The 19,822-nt window shown below is 42.7% G+C and carries 11 protein-coding genes; 1 reads left to right on the top strand and 10 read right to left on the bottom strand.

The annotated features are described in order from the left end of the window. Nucleotides 1-241: 241 nt before the first annotated feature. The 6 genes from ACH8E3_RS02350 to ACH8E3_RS02325 all read right to left on the bottom strand — a co-directional run bounded on the left by ACH8E3_RS02350 (nucleotide 242) and on the right by ACH8E3_RS02325 (nucleotide 13,700). Entirely contained in the window at nucleotides 242-6,769 is a 6,528-nt protein-coding gene (locus ACH8E3_RS02350) for a CBM96 family carbohydrate-binding protein (RefSeq protein WP_458630996.1), read from the bottom strand. 333 nt (nucleotides 6,770-7,102) lie between these two features. Further along, a complete protein-coding gene (locus tag ACH8E3_RS02345) occupies nucleotides 7,103-8,656 on the bottom strand; it encodes an extracellular solute-binding protein (RefSeq protein ID WP_458630995.1) in 1,554 nt (517 codons plus the stop codon). Nucleotides 8,657-8,723: 67 nt separating this feature from the next. After that, entirely contained in the window at nucleotides 8,724-9,602 is an 879-nt protein-coding gene (locus ACH8E3_RS02340) for a carbohydrate ABC transporter permease (RefSeq protein ID WP_458630994.1), read from the bottom strand. An 11-nt stretch (nucleotides 9,603-9,613) separates the two neighbouring features. After that, complete coding sequence (locus ACH8E3_RS02335) at nucleotides 9,614-10,597, bottom strand: ABC transporter permease (RefSeq protein WP_458630993.1); 984 nt, start codon at nucleotides 10,595-10,597, stop codon at nucleotides 9,614-9,616. 209 nt (nucleotides 10,598-10,806) lie between these two features. Continuing rightward, the gene (locus ACH8E3_RS02330) at nucleotides 10,807-11,895 is read right to left on the bottom strand and encodes a response regulator (RefSeq protein WP_458630992.1); all 1,089 of its coding nucleotides are present in this window, start codon (nucleotides 11,893-11,895) and stop codon (nucleotides 10,807-10,809) included. Next, nucleotides 11,892-13,700, bottom strand: coding sequence for a sensor histidine kinase (locus ACH8E3_RS02325; protein ID WP_458630991.1), 1,809 nt, complete (start codon nucleotides 13,698-13,700; stop codon nucleotides 11,892-11,894). Before ACH8E3_RS02325 ends, ACH8E3_RS02330 begins: the two co-directional genes overlap by 4 nt. Before the next feature lie 174 nt (nucleotides 13,701-13,874). Between ACH8E3_RS02325 and ACH8E3_RS02320 the strand changes: the two genes are divergently transcribed. After that, the gene (locus tag ACH8E3_RS02320) at nucleotides 13,875-14,153 is read left to right on the top strand and encodes a hypothetical protein (protein WP_458630990.1); all 279 of its coding nucleotides are present in this window, start codon (nucleotides 13,875-13,877) and stop codon (nucleotides 14,151-14,153) included. A 363-nt stretch (nucleotides 14,154-14,516) separates the two neighbouring features. Here ACH8E3_RS02320 and ACH8E3_RS02315 read toward each other — a convergent pair whose 3' ends face one another. The 4 genes from ACH8E3_RS02315 to ACH8E3_RS02300 form a co-directional block, all read right to left on the bottom strand. Then, complete coding sequence (locus tag ACH8E3_RS02315; RefSeq protein WP_458630989.1) at nucleotides 14,517-15,608, bottom strand: PsbP-related protein; 1,092 nt, start codon at nucleotides 15,606-15,608, stop codon at nucleotides 14,517-14,519. A gap of 114 nt (nucleotides 15,609-15,722) precedes the next feature. After that, the gene (locus ACH8E3_RS02310) at nucleotides 15,723-16,538 is read right to left on the bottom strand and encodes a hypothetical protein (protein ID WP_458630988.1); all 816 of its coding nucleotides are present in this window, start codon (nucleotides 16,536-16,538) and stop codon (nucleotides 15,723-15,725) included. Nucleotides 16,539-16,789: 251 nt separating this feature from the next. Next, on the bottom strand, nucleotides 16,790-17,809 hold the full coding sequence (locus ACH8E3_RS02305) for a Gfo/Idh/MocA family protein (protein ID WP_458630987.1): 1,020 nt from the start codon (nucleotides 17,807-17,809) through the stop codon (nucleotides 16,790-16,792). 385 nt (nucleotides 17,810-18,194) lie between these two features. Further along, nucleotides 18,195-19,646 (bottom strand): ABC transporter substrate-binding protein, encoded by a 1,452-nt coding sequence (locus ACH8E3_RS02300; RefSeq protein WP_458630986.1) that lies wholly within the window; start codon nucleotides 19,644-19,646, stop codon nucleotides 18,195-18,197. Nucleotides 19,647-19,822 lie beyond the last annotated feature (176 nt).

The raw sequence follows: 19,822 nt of genomic DNA, 5'->3' as shown, positions 1-19,822 counted from the left end.
TCCTAAGTTCATGGATAATTGTGGTTCCGGTCTATTCCCTATATTGGTTATCAATATAGGCACGGCTCATAGCCACATGTGATAGCTGCCCCGTTTTCTGTACTGATCTTACACCCCATCTATCCGATGAACAAGGCGACCAGATAACGATTTCATTAGTCATGTAATCAAATACAACGAAGAAACGGAGATGCCCATCATCGCGCACTCTTCGTTTCTTCGTATAACGATGTCTAATGAACTAATGTGTAACTGTTACTGTCATCGTGCTGCTCGATGTAGCTCCCGAATCATTCACGAGCTCAGCCCGGTACGTATAGGTACCTGCTGCTCGATTCGTCAAGTTCGTTAGTGCCGACTGGGCCGACGGTGTCTGACTGGTCAGTGTTTGCGTATCAATTAATACGTCGTTCTCATACAAACGGTAGGACGTTCCATTCGTTCCCCACCACATATTCATACTCACCTTGAACATGCCGTCACCATCCCAATTGTCGTTGGAGAGAACTGGTATGCCTGGGTCGGCCCGCGTGACATTCACCACGAGCGTATCGCTTGTTGTGGTACCAAATGCATTGATAAGCTGCGCATAATAACGGTACGTTCCGTTCTTCCTTCCGCTTATTGACGTAGCGGCGATTTGGGCACTCGGGCTATTATCTGTAAGGATCTTGATTTCGATAAGCACATCATTCTCATAAAGCTTATAGATTTTGCCATTATTTCCGTACCACTGGTTCATGGTGACTACATATTGACCATCCAATATGCCGTTATCATAGCCATTGTCACTAGACAGAACAGGTTTGGCTGGAATAGCTGTGCTTTTCGAAACGATGGAGTTCACCGTTGCGGTAGCCGTACCTTGATTACCGACAGCGTCGATAAATTCAAAAGTAAAGCTGCCGTTCCAATAAAATAAATGCGTGCTTAATCCGTCGTTATTCGTAATGGCAACGGGCTCGCTCGTTGTCAGTGTTGCTGCCTGAGCTGTGCCGTCATAGACAGCGTAAGTCACTGTCCCTGTTGGTGCGACTTTATCGATATTGCTAACTTCATAGCTGCTTTCTGGAGACACATTGCCCAAGGCGTCGCTGCTTCTTGCATAAACGATCGTATTGTTGGATACAACAACTGGAGAACCGTAAGCAGACCATGCCCCGTCAGCACCGAGCTTGTATTCCTTTAACGTCCCGTCCATAGGATAGTCAACAGTAACTGTAACGCTAGTGTTGGTTGGGACCGTCACATCTGCATGGAAGGTGGCAGGGGAGATGTCATTTTTTTGAGAACTGGTTGTCTCAATTGAATTCTCCCCCTCCAAACCATTACGATATCCGCTAACCGCGAAATAGTAGATGCTTCCTGCCTCTAAGCCTTCGATCTTCACTCCGCCCAAAGAAGCTGGAGCGGAAATATACATCTCCTCCGTGTACTGGTGGGACTGCTTCCCATACTTGATCCAATAACCATCAGCCCCTGCCACTGCTCCGAAGGTAACCGTTGCTTCTGTATTCACTCGGGCTACTTCCTCAATAATTGGCCGTTCCATGGCATCTAACCGTTCAACTTTAAAATCATCATAGCTAACGGCTGCATTAGCAGATAAAATACCAGCTGTGCCAGTTACTAATGAGGTATCCACTGCTTCAACAGCCAGCTGTCCATCCATATACACCTTGATGTTGCTACCTTTAAATTCGGCTCGCAAGAGGTGCTCCGCATCACTGTTCCAAGTAGGAACCTCCACTTCCTTCACAACGGTGATCACACCATTTACCTTTTTACGTATGGTTGCATACGCTTTACCTGTTGATTTAACCAGCTTATATCCAACCAGATAATAGTTATATACGTCCTTCGTTCGTCCAAGTAGATAGCTCTCACTGATATTAGTCATCAAGGCGTCGGGTGTCATCTTAACCTTCGCCGACACGCTATAATCCCGCCAATTCATCCCTTCGGTAACCCACATCCGATCGGGATTATTCGCCTTGGAAACGACTTCATTATTCGTCCCTTGAATTTGGAACGCGCCTGTTGATAAAGTCCAATCGCTTGCAAACTCGCCATCCGTAAAGCTATCGCCAAATAGAAGATTACTATTTGATTGGCTAACCACTTCATTGGAATTAGCACTGATTCCCGTTATATTCTCACCAGCAACCACAAAGTAATAAGGGACCCCTGCTGCTTTCACTGGAATGGCAAAGACGCCTCCTGTCACCCCTTCCACAACATTCGTATAGTTACCAGACTCTTTGCCATAACGAATGATGTAAGACGTATTCTTAGGATCCGTTGTGAAATTCACAATGAGGTTATTACCGTCCGCAATAACATTCCTTAACACAGACGTCGCAACATCCGATACAAATGGAGTCTTAGACAACTCATTGGAATTTGCACTCTCTCCAACAGCCGTCACGGCTGAAACGGCGACATAATAGGTGGTGTTGTTCGTTAGACCCGTAAGTACCGTGCTCGGTTTACCTGTTAGCATAGTAGATGTGTACTGACCAGGCTGCGTACCGTATTTCACCTTATATTCCATAGCTTCCGCGATCTTATTGATATTCACCGTCAATTGTCCATCGCCGACTTGAAGCGACTTTAGAACAGGTGCCTCCGCCTTGGTAGACTGTATAAGAATGCCGTCGAACTTAGCGCTGGCCCCCTTATTATATAAACCGATGGCCCCTTCCGCATAGGATGCGTCCGTTGTACTTAGCTGCAAAGTGTTATTCACATACAACTGAATGTCTTGACCTGTGAATGTCCCTTTGAATCGATAAGCCATGCCTTGCGTTACGGTAAATGATTTCTCAGCGATCGTCGTCATCACACCGTTCACATTCTTCTTAATATAAAGCTTACCCGCACTATAGGACATCAAATAGTAATTGTTCACATCAGATACCCGTGCTAGCAATCCCGCCTCCCCCGAATCAGATGGCTGCACCCATACCATATGACTCACGTCTTTGAACGTATCTTTCGTGTAGGCAACCCCCGCCGTAGCAGATGTACCATCGTCCGAAAGCAGCCTTTCTTCAGGATCCACAGCCGTTGCACCTACTGCCGACGTGAGTGGCGTTTTCCGATTGTAGGGGATGATCGAATTCTTTTCAACAACCCAGTTGCCAGTTGCCAAAATCCAATGACTCGTGATCGGGTTGATGATACTGTCATAATTAAACGTATCATTGAACTCAGCTGGGCGGAATAATCCCAAGCTAAACATACTATCGACAATAGCTTTAAAGGGTGTCATCAATTCTGTATGGGTGCCCATCCAGCTCTGTGTATAATAACCGTTCATCACCTTGGCGTAGTAATCAGATACCCCAACTTCTTGCCAGCGATTAATCTCAGCTGCCATTGCTTGATTACTAGGCATCTGCCAGAACCCGAAAACATCTATAAGAATACGGTTCTGCAATGATGGATCGATACCCAAGGCGACATAAGAGGCGCTTTGCCTGCTACCTGCTGCATCTATGGATTTGAACTCTTGAGCCATCCCCAGTTCTCCCATATAATCGCCGTCTTCGGCTATGTTGTTCCACATTTTACGCTGAGTTGTATGATGGAGTAGCATAGGATTCGCAATAAACGCATCCAAGGTCACGCCTTCAATCGCAAATTTAGTGCTGTGTACGATATTTTCCATTAACTGCTTCTTAGCCGCCAGAGTACCGAAGTTGGCTGTAGCTATAAATGACTTGTAAATAGCGGTTAAGCCTTGTGCACTAAGCTCCGCATTAAATGATTCGAAGTTATATTCACTTAGGATCCTTTTCACATTCTCAAGCCCAAGCACGAATGACGCTGCCATGAAAATAGTTACGCTCGGCTCACGGTAGTTGGCTCCGATCCAAACATTGGTATCCCCATTAACAGCTATGCGCTGATCTCTCCTCGGACCATCATTTTCATCAAAATCGCTTTGCGTGTAAGCTGTAGCAATAAGTCCTGCTTTGAAAAGAGTGACAAGCTTGGAGCGCTCAGCAGCTGTGAATTGCTGCATAATCTCCTCGTCATTCCAAAGTATGGAAATCGCATATAACAGCGGTGATTGCTGTCTGGAATCGAGTCCGCCCATGAGGTTAGGCATATTCGCCTCAATCGAAACCGCCTTTTTCACCGTGCTGACATAACGTTGTACATAGGCAGGGGTTCGGTCACCCTGTGCGATCGCCATGGCAAGGGCCGCTACCGCATCTGAAGTCAGCAATTCAGGCCCCGAGCCATTGCCTTGAGGTTTATTACTAAATACAACATTAGTTGAATCTACCATTGCATCTACCAGATACTCCTCGCTAGGCGGCGCATAGGGATAACCAATGTCATTGCTTGTAAACAGATCACTCTCAATCGCATTGGCTATGTTATCTGATAAATCTTTGAGAGCTCCTGAAGCCAAACGAATACGATTTAAATTCCCTTGTATAGGCTGGTTCAAGATCAAAATTAGCGCTTTCCCGCTGATCATCACCTGATCCTGAGTACCAAGCGGCTCATAAGTGGCTCCACCATCCTCGGATCGTTGTATGGCTGCCTTAAACTGAGCATCCATCCCATTCATTGCTATACTTTCATTAAAAACTAAAACCACCTTTTTGTTATGACTGCTGACATGCGCCTCTTGAAACATTGGCGCACTTGCATCGGTGATGAATGGGTCCGAGGTCCATCCCCCAGTGGTCACATTATCTTGGGCATCCTTTAACGCTCCCGCGTCAATTCTCATCTTGCTGCCTGCTACTAGCTTTTCTGTTTTGCTAACAACAAGCTCTCCATTAACCAACGCCACCGAATCTGCAATTCCCAGAGGAGTGAAGTTCACACCATCCGCCGCATAGGCAACAGCTTGTTTCAATGCTGCGGCATCCGTCAGCGCATTATACAATTCCTCATTAGCATGAATCGTCACCACTCTATTACTTTCATCGAACCCGACAGATGATTGAATATCGGGAGGAGCACTATCATACGGAAGAACATCGGATATCCATTCGATATTCTTCACATTTCCAAATGTATCTCGAATAATGTTCGGGTCCAACTTGAGCTTAGCCCCTGCAAAGGATAAGCGATCAGTCAACCGAATAATAAGCTGATCCTTCGCAATTTCCACAACATCCGTTTCCGCCAACGCTGTCCACGTCGTTCCATCCCTCGCTATCTTGATTCCTTGCTTAAATATCGTCAAATTCGCAGTATTATTCACTAATTTCTCATCAAAGCTTAACACAATCTTCGAATTCTTCTCTTGGAAGGAGGCTCCGGTAACCTGTGGAGCGATCACATCATAGTCAAGAAAAAGTTGAGGCGCATTCGCACCACTCTCCTTGGTAGACACGGTCCGATTATCTTCGGCATTCGACCCGAGCAGCAACAACGACACGATGCGGTCTCCCACATTTTGCTGACTGGCGTATGTGGTAATATCCCACTCATACCAACCTTCCCCTGCTCCAGCCATCGTCTGAGCTACAATTGCAGTAGACGCGGGGGTAGGTACCGGCTGATTGATAGATGTAATACCGGTTTCTGTCCAAGCATCATAGGTAACAGCGTATACGCTCAGTGTTTCAGCACTGCCCGCAATTGGCATGTAGAGACGAAGCTTGGCAGTGTTGAATATCTTGGCTTCGGAGAGATCGAATTTGAGATAGAGACGCCGTTTCGGTGTACCTTCTTTGATAACAGCTTTGTCCAAAGTTCCATAATTAGAGTTCAATGTCAATGGACTACCATCCACATAAGAATCGTCAACAGGCAGCAAGTTATGACGGTTCTCATAATCGTTGACTGAGCCCGATCTCCCAGTTAACTTACCGCTCACGATTTCAGTAGTAAGTACATTACTGTATTTATCCTTTACGGAGTTAGGCGAAAGCTTAATCCTATTATTCGTCCCAACAAGCACACTTCCAAAAACAATATTCAGTGTATTCCCACTCACGGTTACAGTTGCCGCCGGAGGAAGTCCAGAATAATCTACGCCATTCGATGCGTATTGAATATTAGACTTAAGTGATCCTGCTGTTGCATCCATTATCGGCTCGTCAAAGATCATCGACACCGTATTAAACGAGCCTTTTACAGCTGTGTACTGATAACCAGGTATCTGATTATCGTTGAGAACTAGCTGCGGTGCATTCACCCCGCTTTCCTTGGTAGACACTGTCCGATTCGTCGAATCGGCCGTTCCGATCAGCATCAATGACATGATGCGATCTCCTGCAGCTATTTGACTCGCAAATGCGGAGAGGTCCCACTCATACCAGCCTTCTCCCGCTCCAACCATCGTCTGACCTACACTAGCAGTAGTTACAAGGGTAGTAGTGATAGGAATTGGCTGATTGTTAGACGTAATACCGCTTTCCGTCCAAGCATCATCCATAACCGGATACACATACAGTGTTTCAGCAGCGCCCGCAATTGGCATGTAGAGACGAAGCTTGGCATTGTTGAACAGCTTGGCATCGGAGAGATCGAATTTGAGATAAAGACGCCGTTTTGTGGTAGCGGTTTCCTTGATCGTCGCTTGGACTAAACTTCCATAATTGGTGGCCGAGATCGTTGGATTATCAGCCATCACCTGAGCATCGGCGATAGACCGTATGACTCGATTGCTCTCATATACAGGGACTGAATCAGCAGAGACAACACCGGGAAAGCTAACCTGTAAAATAAGCGAAATCAGCATGACTACGGCTAAGAAACCGCTAGTTCGTTTAATCATGTATCTTGTCAACATCAACAAAACTCCTTTACCCATGGTTTGTAATTGGTAGATTACTCTTTCAACAGGAAAATGATGTAAGCGCTTCCACATTTGAGAAATCGTCCCTCCTGATCCCCCCTTCTGATTTATTAGAGACCTTCTCTTAGCTTCATACTAGCAGGTGCATAGCTGCCTACCAACGAGTCTAAGTAACGATTTTATTCGTAATGTAATGAAAACACATCAAAATAATTACGCTGTATTATGGTTCATGGATTTCCCCACCTTATCCTCTGATAAATGCGTAAAAGCAGGCCCCTTTTTGAGGAACCTGCTTGAACTTGGTCTTAACCATGTTAAGATCATCTATTTCTTATTTTTTTCATACCATTCGTCATTGGCCTTGATGATCGCAGCACCTTCGGTCCGGTAACGATCCACATATTCCTGGAATGTTTTATCGATATCGACCTTGCCAACAACAATCTTAGCCGCTGTTTCCTGCCAAGCCGTTTCTAGGGTGTTCTTTAAAGGAGTAAGATCAGCATTCGGAGCTTTCTTCAGGGTTGGAATCCCTTCATTGGCAAGAACATCGATCGCATTCTTCAAGAGAGCTGCATTCTCTGGCGTTAACTTAACTGATGTCAACTTTTCATTAAAGCCATGCATACGGAACAAGTTATCTCTAAGAACGTTTAATTTTGTCGCAGCATCCTTTTCAGCGTCATACGTAAGTTTTCCATCGGTGTTTGTATAGCTTTCGCCTTCAATTCCTAGCTCAGAGAATGTTTGCCCCTCTTCACTGAATAACCAATCTAACATCTTCACGATGGCCTCAGGATTCTCAGCATCTTTATCCACAATATAAGTTTTGGTAGCAGACGCAACTGCAAAACCAAGAGGGCCTTCATAACCTGTACCGCGCGGTGTTGCAAATGTGATAACGACTGGCTTCTTATCCGGAAGTGCTGTACTTAGATCATCCTGCCACTTCGGTAGTAACTCAGGCGCATGATTCCAAACCCCAACTAGATCGGATTTGATTTTTTGTTCCCATTGCGGACGTTGATTCGTCAGGAAATCTTGATCCAGCAATTTCTCATCATACATCGTTTTAAAATATTCGAGTGCTGTTTTCATATTCGGAGCCATGTTGCCACTAATTACTTCTCCATCTACAATCATTTCAACTTGCTGAATCACACCGAACATACCGAAGATGTTATCTCCCCAAGACCAATTATCACGCATGGAGAAAGGAATTTCGTCTTTCTTACCGTTCCCATTTGGATCCTTGTCTCGGAATTCACGAAGTACATTAAGCAACTCGTCCGATGTTTTTGGAATTTGAAGGCCTAGGTTATCCAGCCAATCCTTACGAATGTATAAGGTACGAGTCGAATTAGCGATAGCTGGCTGTGGAATGCCCATGATCTTACCATCCACCGTAATGTTATCCCATACCGCTTGGGGAACCACTTTTTTCATATTCGTTCCATACTGATCAATAAGTGGTTTCAAGTCTAAAGCACGATTAGCAAGGATCAGATCGTCCTGTAAGCCGTATCCCAAGTGAACATCACCATATTCACCTGATGCGACTTTCAGACGATACGTCTCGATCGCATTGGCAGCAGGCAGAAATTCGATATCAATATCCGTATTAGTCTTACTGGCAAGGTATTTAACAAACGGAATATCCATCGCCTTGCCTCCAGGAACAGGCTGGTTAAAATCAGACACGATGAACTTAACCTTTGCTGGAGCTGAAGACGTAGCTTCAGGCTTACTTGTCGTACTTGTGCTTGGCTTATTAGTAACAACTGGCTCGCTTTTGCTTGTCGCACAACCTGCTAGAAGTGTAAAAACTAGAACCATTGACCCCACTACACTTACACTTTTTTTAATCTTGTTACTCATTTAAATTGACCCCCCTTAGTATAATAAATGTTCTTTATATGAACGGCCTAAGCCATACATAGAATTTTTACTCTTTAAGCGAACCCAGTAGAGCACCCTTGATAAAGTGCCGTTGAATGAATGGGTAAATAACAACAATCGGTAGCGTGGAAAGGATAATCGTCGCCATCTGAATACCTTGCGGTGACACGCTTGTAGCTGATTCAAGCGCAGCGGAGGTACTTTCATTCGTACTTCCCCCGTTAATAACGTTATATAGATATAATTGCAGTGGTCGTAAATCGATATTCGTAATGTAAATCAATGCCGAGAAAAAGTTATTCCAATGCGCTACCGCGTAGAATAAGAGCAAGGTCACCAAGATCGGTAACGAAAGAGGTATGGCAATTTTGAAAAGTAACCGATATTCACCCATACCGTCTATCCTAGCTGCCTCAAACAATTCCTCAGGCAATGCACGAAAAAAGGTTAGACACAAAATCATATTGAATGCATTGATAGCTCCAGGCAAGATTAGTACCCAGACTGTATTAAGAAGTCCCAGTTGCTTAATAACTAGGAATGTAGGAATAAGTGGTGCATGAAAAATCATAGTAACCAGAATGAACAGAATGACCAGCTTCTTGCCTTTTAAATGCGATTTCGACAATGGGTATGCCGTAATAATTGTAAGGAATAGGTTCAATAAAGTTCCGACTACGACAACAAATACAGAAATTTTGATCGCTTTCCAGAAGGCGGCATTTCCCAGAACATACCTAAAGTTATCGAGATTGAACTCCACCGGCCAGATGCCTACCCGCCCCTGCGTAACGGCCACGGATGAACTGAATGCCCCAGCTGTTACATGAAGAACAGGTGCAAGAATACAGATGGAAATCAGAAGAAGCAAGGTTACATTGAAGATATCGAACACTTTTTCCCCTGTGGATTGCCTAATTTTCATGATGTCCCCCCCTAATATAGGCTTTCGCCAGTTGTAGCTCTACTCAGGCGATTCGCTGAAACCAGAAGTACGAATCCAACAACGGATTTAAACAACCCGATGGCTGCTGTAATACTGTACATACCTGTCTGAATTCCTGTTCGATACGAATACGTATCTAATATTTCTGAAACAGGCAGGTTCGCCGGATTCTGAAACACGAAGACTTGTTCAAAGCCTACTTCAAGTACACTACCAATCCGGAGCAGGAACAAGATCATGATGGTTGAAAGCAATCCAGGAACCGTAATGTGAACGAATTGTTTCCACCTTCCAGCACCATCAATTTTGGCAGCTTCATATAGGGAAGGACTTATACCAGCAATGGCGGCAAGGTAAATGATCGCGCTCCACCCCATCTCTTTCCACATAGAAGACGCAATGATAACGGATCTAAAGTACTCCGAATTCTGCAGGAACATGATCGCGTCCCCACCTTGGGCTGTAATCCATTCGTTAACCATACCACGAGAGGACAACAGCATAAACGCGAAGCCGAATATGATGGTCCATGAGAAGAAGTGGGGGAGATACACAATGGTTTGTATCCATCGTTTAAATACCATTCTTCTTAATTCATTCAGCAGCAGTGCAAGGATAATTGGAGCTGGGAAGGCAAATATAATCTGATACAAACTGAGAATTATGGTGTTCCAAATGATCTTCCGCAGATAAGGGTATGTAAATATAGCTTCGAAATGCTTGAACCCCACCCATGGGCTTTCCCAGAATCCCTTCAAACCCAACATGAATTTGAAGTCTTGGAAAGCGATGATACTTCCAAGTAGCGGAAGATACTTGAAAATAAGAAAGTACAAGATACCTGGAATAAGCATGATATACAATGCCTTATTGTTAAGCAAATATCGAATTAATGCCTTTTTCTTAGCAGGTTGTAGTCCATTTGCAAAGGGTTCCTTCGCTGGCCTGGTCTTACCCACAGCAATGTGTTTCATGGTCTTCTCCTCGCTTATGTTTGATTTGTAACTTCATTTTAACAGCAACTAAGTTGCCCACCAACGGGGCCAGATAACGATTATAATAGTTATATAATGAGATAATGATAAAAGTTGGTTATCAGCTTTAACGAAGGTCCCAAGGGGCATTTATGTTTATGAATAGCAAAAAAAGGCAAGAGCCTTGCTCCTGCCTTTTTTGCTATTCATTAACTGATCATTCGTTTCTTATATTCCATCGGACTTAGACCATAATGTTCTTTAAACACCTGAGAGAAATGCATCGCATTATCATAACCAACATGTCCAGCAATTTCGTACATTTTGAGTTCTGTTTCAAACAGCAGTTCCCTAGCCTTATGCATGCGGATCGCAATAAGCTCATGGATAATCGTGGTTCCTGTTTCCTGCTTATATAAGTTGACAATATGCGACCGACTCATCGCAACATAATCCGCAACATCCTGTAGGGCAACCTTTTTGTCATAATGGCTATGAAGGTATTGCTTAATTTTATCAATAACTTTGAGGGATTGGCTATCTTGAAGTTTCATCATTACTTTAAGGATTACATGGGCTCCCTCCTCCAGGCGCCTTACAGCACATAGACGGAAATACATTCTCCGCTTATCATTCTTAATCAATCTCTCACCCAGACCTAGATCCTTGCCTTCCTCCAAAACAAATGATACTCGTTCGGTTCTAATTGAATCGATGATCAATTGAAGCCAAGCCATCGACAGTGCGTTCAACAGATGATACTCCCCATCGACCCACAGTTCTAGCATCTCCAAGGTTTCCATCAAGAGCATAGGCATAGTCTCAACGTGTACTGTTCGAATCTGCTCGATCCAGCGATCCAGCATATCACGAGACTGAGGAAGTCTATCTATCAGCAACTTTTGTGCCAACTGATCCCGTTTGGACTGAATATTGCTTATAGCATGGCTGATGGATTCACCCAGCCGCATCTCATCGATTGGCTTGAGCAAGTAGTCAATCGCCCCGAGTTGCAACCCCCGCTGTGCAAAATAGAAGTCATCATGGCTCGAAATAATAATGCTACTCATCCAAGGGTATTGAGCATTGATCTCCTTAATTAATTCCAACCCGTCTTTGATCGGCATCCGGATATCAGTCACGCACAGATCAGCATAGTTATGCTTCAGCCAATCCAATGCCTCCTGTCCATCTGCAGCAGCACCCGATACGACAATCGTATTGGCAATTTCTTCGATTCTTTTGGTTAAACTAGTACGTATGATGAATTCGTCGTCTACAACAAGTACATGGATCATGCTTTAATCGCCCTCTCAGGAAGTTTATCAGGAAAGTTAAGGATGACGCAGCAACCTCCCCACTCGCTGCTGTTCGAAATCTGAATGCCAGCATGGGGATGATCATAGACCAACTTGAGTCTGTAATGGACATTCAGCAGTCCGATTCGCGACAATTGATCATATTGAAGTCGATAATCCGGATTATCCAACTGCTGTTGAATATTCTCCAGATTGCTCGGATCGAAGCCTGGACCGTTGTCTCTGACAACGATGCGAACCCATCCCCCACTGCACTCAACTACCACAGATAATTGCAGTAGCTTGCCTGTCTTTTCCAAAACATGTTTAAAGGCGTTTTCGGTGATGGGCTGAAGAATAGCCTTTAGACACGGAATACTTGCATCCTCAACGGAAGATGTCACGTCATATTGAAATTTATCGCTGTATCTGATCTGCATAATCCTCAAGTAATGTCCCAAAAAAAGGACTTCTTCTTTTATTGAGACGATAGTATGCCGGTAATCAGCTGTATAGCGAAGCATATGGGAAAGACCTACCGTCATGGTCTGAATCTGTTTATGGTCGATCAGACTCGCCATACCGTTGATCGATTCCAACGTGTTATACAGAAAATGAGAGTTTATTTGCGATTGAAGTGCTTTATGTACAGCATCCTGCTGCCGAAATTTCGTCTCTGTTAACTGATCTATTGTAGCATTCAAGTGGTCCAGCATGGCATTATACGCTCGTCCTACATCAGCAACTTCATCATTGCCAGTGATGAGGACCTTATGTTCAAACATACCGAGTTTAGTTTGCTTGATCGCGGCCCGTAACCTTCTCAAACCACGTGTAGATCCCGAGGTTACCGTAATGATGAGCAAGAAAGAAATAAGCAAGCCCATAGTCCCTATTATAATAGTTGCGTTTCGGATACGGCCAATACTTATTAACACATCATCATACGGAATGGAAACGACCGATTTCCAACCAGTAAACGGAATCGTTTGAAACATAATTAAATCCTTGGTGGTTGCCCGAAAAAAGGAGCCATTTTCTTTATCCTTGATACCAGCTATGACGTCCGAATCAAGTGATTTCATAATTAAATCGCTTTCAGGATGCACAAGAATATGTCCATCCTTATTGATGATAAAACCAACTCCCTTGTCTCCGATTCCCATTTCATTCAGAATCTCGATAGTAGGCGTTAATGAAATATCCAGCTTGATAAAGCCCTTATGTCCGATATAGTTCAGGTACTTTACTAGCGTCAGTGTAGGTAATTCCTGATTATTCCCTTGATTCGTGAGCAGGCTTGTCGTATTGCTTCTAAAGATGGTAGTCTTGCTTGTAGTGGGGATGCTCTCAAACCATAGCTCATTTTTGACAGAGTAATCCTTGTCCGTGCCAGTCAAGCTGTAATTCATTTCATTCCCATTGTAATTAAATAATGTGATATTCAAGACTTCAGGGTGTAGCTTTGTAAACGGTGTGAAATTCTTCTCTTCCATCCTTCGATAGGCTAAGTACAAGTTAATTACATCATCTTTTGGAGACTTCAACCAGTCCTGGAAATCCTGGCTTGAACCAAGTAGCAGCAACTCTTGATCATAGGCTTCAAAATATCGGTTCAAGTTCAAATTCGCTTGCTTCAGCACGAGATTACTCAACCGTTCAACATCCAACCTTAATGTTCGCGAGTAATCATAATAGCTAAACCCCCCGATGGAAAACAAAAGGAGAAGGATAATAGCTGTGTTCATCATAATAAGCTTATTCGTAAGTGAGCGGTTCACAGGCTCGCGGATTCGTTTCCACATGAGGATATTGACTACCCCTCCTCTTTTCCCTTGATTTTACTATTTACATGTATCTCGAGCAACTGTTATCTATAGGAAGAGGCTAGATTCGTTATATGATTACATAAATCATTATATAACGATGTATAGGAACAAGAGTGAGCTATCTAGTAGAGGTGAAGCAGATCTTATGTCATGCTTGTAAAGCCTCATTCGTTAAAACGTCAAGTCGTTGAAGACTCGAATGTAACGAAAGACATCACTTGCTACCTTGGAACACCACAGTGTCAATCCGAACTTCGTCACCGGATGGTGATGTTCCAGGTTAACAATCAAAATGTGAATACCGTATTTAATCAATTGTTCGCAGCACTCATGACATATGTGCTTTTAAAGTTAGTTTATGATAATCGTAAATTCTGGGTCATATTATATTTCGTCACTCCCAATAAACTATGTATTCTTACATTATAAACAAGTAGTAATATATTGGAGGCATCCTTCCTCGCAGTCTTACATCGGATAATCTAAATAAAGAGGGCCCTTTTTCAGATAGAGGCTGAGATCAATCCAGGCATTGAACCGAACACCACCATGTTGAATACTTAGATTAGTAACCGATCGGTTCCTAACTAGTCGAACATTAAAGTCTGTTCTTAAGTGTATGTAGGTGTTTGCCTAGAAGTGCCTGTACGGGGGAATGGGAGCATACAAGAAAATGAGCCATAGCATTTATGCTTTGGCTCATTCATCTTGGATTGCTTATATTCATCTGAACAGAATAGTGTGAAACAAGAAAAAGCTCATAAGTGGAATCCATATGCCCTAAGTAATCACTTATTTTTTATTGAAAATAAGTGTATTGGTGATATCTTGATAGCCCGGTTTTTTATCCTTAAAGTACTGTTCAAGCGTCCATAATATAACCTGCGTGTAATGAGTTGGATGATCAACGACCGTAATCAAATAAGCGATCTTCACCTTTCCGACTTCACCGGAAATCTCGAATTGAAGAGCATCCCTTTCATCGACCTTCGTCTTGAGCGGATCACTAATCTTTACGCCTTCCAATGAACCTTCCATTTGATCTGCAATCAGTTTGTGATAATCCTCCAATGTTGTACCATCTCCGAACAATTCCTTTTCCTCAGATATAACGCCCACATAATCCTCTGTATCTGTTTTGCTAGCCTGTATACTAGCATCTTGGACAAGATTGGGATGTTCAATCCAACTAGCAGGAAGCGTAATGGTCAACAACCCATCCTCGCTATTGAAATCTGACGTTTTACCTTGGTCCACACCAGTTGTGGGAGATAGACTTACGCTGTCATCTTCCTTTAGAACCTGAAATGATTGAATAATCTGTAGGAATTCGTCCTTATTGTTTGAGAATTTGCGTTCTGACGACCAACTAATAATTTGGTAAAATCGATTTCCCTTTTCTATGATTGCCGCCATGTAATGAACCTTAGTCTTTTGAACCTCACCCGTAAATTCAATCAGGGTCGCGGAAGCACCTGCAATTTTTATATCATCTGCACTCTTTATTTCCATATTATTTACATTAATTTCAGTATTCTCTTTGAAAATATTTACAAAATCCTGCAAACTCGTATCGTCGGAGAAATCCTTCTTCTGGTTTGCAATAACCATGATGTATTTGTCCTTGGACTCATTAGAGGCAGAGATGATAGCAGCATCGTTTATTGCCTTCTCTTCTTTCCAATCCTTGGGAAGGGTTAGTTGGATATCTTCATTTGCACTTTTAATAGCAGTACCTTTAAATTCTGGTGTTGTGCTATCGTTTGTTCTGTCCATAGATTGTTGGGGATCTGGCGTGACTGGTGTTGACGCTTTATCTTCTTTCTCGGTACATCCAGTTAGAATTCCTGTTACTAAGAGGGCTGTGAGTATCAACCACTTCATTCGTTTGTTAATTATAATAATATTCTCCTCTTTCTGTTAAATAATAGTTATCTAAAGGTTTCCTTACCCTAATTGGCATATGTTCAAACAGGATGGCAATGATGATCATTTTACTCAAATTATTCTAATTAATGTCATTAACCAGATTAAAAAGGTTGATCCACAGACGATAATTTCCATGAAGTGTATCAGCATTACCTTAGCGTCGCCTTGGTTTATTTGACGAATCCCTAAGAAATTACAATGCTGAATGATATAGATGAACACGCAGGTAATTGCTAATTCAGCTGAGAGCCAAGCTCCACTCGGTAAAGTCATGGTATACCTGTTATTACCGCTTATCTCCAGACTTAGTGCAAATCCGAAATGCTTAGATAACATAAATGTCAGAACAATCATAATAAAAAGAATCAGTGGTAAGCTGAAAGGATGTTCTCTATAATCGATTTTCCGCATTAAATACCGAACTTTAATACTTTTGAATTGAATGTCCTCCTCTCCTGTATCCTCTCCTGTATCCTTCATAATATAAACAAACGAGAGTCCGACAAATCCCACAGACAGGATTGGTTCCAGCAGACTATACGCCACAGCAGAATCATAGATGAAAATAATAACTAGCATAACAAAAAGAAAAATAAACAGTCTTTTTACAAACTTCTCCCTTTGTCTCCACAACTTGTTGATAAAACCCCGATTATCCTTACCTGTACCTGAACCATTATTTACTGTCAGAGTAATCCGCTTTCTATTACGCTGGATGATTGAATAAGCGATAAGTATCAAGCATATTCCGAGAATCAAATAGATATAACTTTCTTTTGGATAAGTAATATACGAATAATAATTATCTATAACCCACATACCATCCATAATAATGATGAGTAGGCCAACAAGTAAAAGATAAGGAGCCATTTTATAAATTATCATCTTCTCCCCCCCTTTTCATGGTATCAGTCATTTGAAGACACGTCTTCAATATAGTTGTATTTACTAATCTAAAAGGGTATATCCCGGATGGTAGATCCTAATGAATACAACAACCTTCGACGTTAACGGTCACTATTATCCTATATAAGGGCGAATTCCTATCTGTGCATGTACGGTGTAAATATATATCTTTGGAATATAAAAAGAGCCCTCATTGAGACAATGTAGTATCTGCTCGTGGGCCCCTTTCCTTATATGCAACTTATTGTCATCCCATCTAGAATAGCTTGGTCCGCCAGAAGAGCAATCTCCATTGCGCGGTAAGCTTCTTCCATCAGAGTCATGGACGAAAGATTGTTCTCGATCATCGACAGGAAATAGTCCAACTGGGCACCGGTTGACTTCTCAGTGAAATCTATATTCATATGACGAACGGTTCCCTTTCTGTAGTCCTCATATTCAACCAAGTTCCCCAAGTGCTGCTCTTCCTGAGGTCGGTCGCTTTTATAGATGATTCGGATCCGTCCAGCTGGACCAATAAACTCTTTTCGGTTATCGAAGGGCATATCAGTGCCCCATCCAGTTTCGAAGGATCCGATAGAACCATCTGACAGTCGTAGAGTAATAAGCCCATAATTGTACGTGTAAGGCGGAACATCCTCGTCTAACCGTTGTCCGATGCCATTAACATTTAGAACGTCCGCCCCGGTGGCCCAGCGCATGACATCGATATAATGAACCCCGCAGTCCACAATCGGTGATGCATCCTTCAAGAGGGAAAGATGAGTCGCCCAGTCCTTGGATCGCTTCAACTGAGTGAAACGCATGACCATCGGGGATCCAACAGCTCCGTCATGAATCATCTTTATCACCGACTGGTAAGTGCTATTGTGTCGCAAGATGTGGCCAATCAGTACTTTTGGCTTGGACTCCCTAGCCATCTTCATGAACTCCAGCGTCTCCTTGGCGCTCTTGGCGATAGGCTTCTCGCACAAGACATGCTTGCCGGCGGCAATGCTTGCTTTGGCGATTTCAAGATGGGAAGATGGATAAGTCGCGATTATAACGAAATCTACATCGCTTCGCTCGATCAGGATGCGATAATCATTGCTCCAATATTTAGCCCCGTATTTATGGGCAACTTGTTCAGCCTTCTCTTTATTCCAATCAACAACACCGACCAATTGGACCCGTTCATGGCTTACAATAGCGTCCAAATGGAGAGTCCCCATATAGCCGCAGCCGATCAATACCACTCCATACTTTTTCATAATAAATCATACCTGCCCTTGTTCACCCAATTCGTTCAGGGAGAGTTGTGTTACTTATATTATAGTCAATTTAATGATGAATTGATTTAGTTAATGAAGATACTTTTTGGATTATTCCGTTATTAGTGACTATCAAGAAATAAGTTCTCTCTCCATAATCATGTGTTACGACCGAATTCATATTCTTCCGGTTTCAACTTTAAGTACTTGCTTTTATCTTTTTCAGTTAGTTTCTTAATGAATAGTGCTAGCGCTGAGATGAGTCCAAGCATTGAACCGGATACCTTCACGAGGGATTACCATAAAATATACCCGCAAAATGATCCCTTTTCATCGTGTCCACCTCTACAGGTTATCGTTCAGGTTACATCTTGTTCTTCTATCCTTATCGAAGTAACATCTCCAAGCGAGCACTTACCCCTGCTTCATCTTCCATCCGTGACCAATAGCCCTTAAGTTGCAGACGCAAGGCCTCTATCATATCAGCATCGAGTCCGAGATCGAAATATTGTCTACAATTAAGCCACATACTGTTATATACATTTTCGTTATGCGGTCGATTACCTAGCAATCCATCCGTTAACGAAAGTGCTTTTTCATGTGTAGGTAATGAAAGAGTATGTCGACGTATGTGTGACTGTGCCTCGAAAGAACTTAAGTAATCCACAAATCGGTTGGCTAGTTCTTGCTGCGGGGAGTCTCTATGAACAGATAGACCTGTGACAAGCACCAGTGTATCCGCATTGGTAAGCGTCGGCAATGGTGCTAACGCATAATCCAGATTCGATTTATGTAGCCGATTGAGACCGAAGTACGTTGTCAGGATAATAGAAGCATTACCCTCAAGAAATAATTGTTCTATATCGGAATTATCCTCCGTCCACAACGATATTGGTCTTCCTTGTTTGTGAATAAGGTCACGTGCTATTCGTAACCCTTCCCATAGTGCTGGATCATAAATCGCACGCTTTCCTGACTCATCTGAGTTGAAACGAAATCCATTCTGTAACAAGAAGATCGGCCAGCGATTGATCGATTGAATATGCGTTGCAAAACCCCATACATCTAATTGATTTGTAAGCTTTCGAACAGCTTTTAACAGTGTATACCAAGTCCAACTACTATCTGGCATCTCTATATCGCATTCCTCAAAGTGCGCACGATTATAACAAAGAACAAGTGGTGAGAACAAGAATGGTGTCGCCATTAGACGTTGATTGTTCGACGAATGAGGATCTAGAAAAGGTATATTCAGTATTGGACTAGCTACATCGTTATAAGGTAGAGAAGTTAAATGACTCAGACCCGCATGGTGTGAAGAATGATTTCGACGTTTCATCGTGTCCCAAGAAGTAACGCTCACTACATCTGCTAGTCCGTGATCTGCATACTCCATCGGAAAAGCTGTCGGCATCATATGTATGCGTACACCCGAATGGGTATTCTCGAATGAATCCACTAGCTGTTGTAAATCCGCTTCTTTAAGTAAAGATGGATGATAAGCGAAACGAAGTGTCGTTTGCCCGAATTCAATTGCATTCGTATTGGTTATGGTGGAACTATCACTATCCTCAGGGCAATGAGATCCCCTTAACCACATGGAAGGATCATTAACTTGATTGCCCACACGACGCACTTTCGTTATCAAACCTTCATTGACGAGCCCATCCAATGCACGCCTTACTGATTCTTTATTCAAATGATATTGTTCCCCTAAACGTACCTCCGAAGGAAGGTAATCATTCGGTTGGATCCAACCATTGTATATTTGGTCTCGAAGTTGAACGACTAACAGCTGAATCCGTTGATTAAACTCCGTTTGAGTTGGTCTTACCATGATTTCGCCTCATTTACTTATATCTTATCTTTGAAAAAAGAAGTATCTTCCATGGAGTTTACCACAAAATAAAAATATGATGAAATGATATTTGTAGGTATAGTCGATAAATCAGTTAATCTATCACTTTATATATCCTTGCACATGCAAATCGATAAATAGTCTTTAATAACTTA

This window comes from Paenibacillus sp. CMAA1364 (assembly GCF_054373195.1).
This window is presented reverse-complemented; position numbering and strand designations above follow the sequence as displayed.

Coding starts and splice junctions, on each gene's coding strand:
- ACH8E3_RS02350 (WP_458630996.1), bottom strand. CDS start 6,769: ATGTTGACAAGATACATGATTAAACGAACTAGCGGTTTCTTAGCCGTA.
- ACH8E3_RS02345 (WP_458630995.1), bottom strand. CDS start 8,656: ATGAGTAACAAGATTAAAAAAAGTGTAAGTGTAGTGGGGTCAATGGTT.
- ACH8E3_RS02340 (WP_458630994.1), bottom strand. CDS start 9,602: ATGAAAATTAGGCAATCCACAGGGGAAAAAGTGTTCGATATCTTCAAT.
- ACH8E3_RS02335 (WP_458630993.1), bottom strand. CDS start 10,597: ATGAAACACATTGCTGTGGGTAAGACCAGGCCAGCGAAGGAACCCTTT.
- ACH8E3_RS02330 (WP_458630992.1), bottom strand. CDS start 11,895: ATGATCCATGTACTTGTTGTAGACGACGAATTCATCATACGTACTAGT.
- ACH8E3_RS02325 (WP_458630991.1), bottom strand. CDS start 13,700: ATGTGGAAACGAATCCGCGAGCCTGTGAACCGCTCACTTACGAATAAG.
- ACH8E3_RS02320 (WP_458630990.1), top strand. CDS start 13,875: ATGCTTGTAAAGCCTCATTCGTTAAAACGTCAAGTCGTTGAAGACTCG.
- ACH8E3_RS02315 (WP_458630989.1), bottom strand. CDS start 15,608: ATGAAGTGGTTGATACTCACAGCCCTCTTAGTAACAGGAATTCTAACT.
- ACH8E3_RS02310 (WP_458630988.1), bottom strand. CDS start 16,538: ATGATAATTTATAAAATGGCTCCTTATCTTTTACTTGTTGGCCTACTC.
- ACH8E3_RS02305 (WP_458630987.1), bottom strand. CDS start 17,809: ATGAAAAAGTATGGAGTGGTATTGATCGGCTGCGGCTATATGGGGACT.
- ACH8E3_RS02300 (WP_458630986.1), bottom strand. CDS start 19,646: ATGGTAAGACCAACTCAAACGGAGTTTAATCAACGGATTCAGCTGTTA.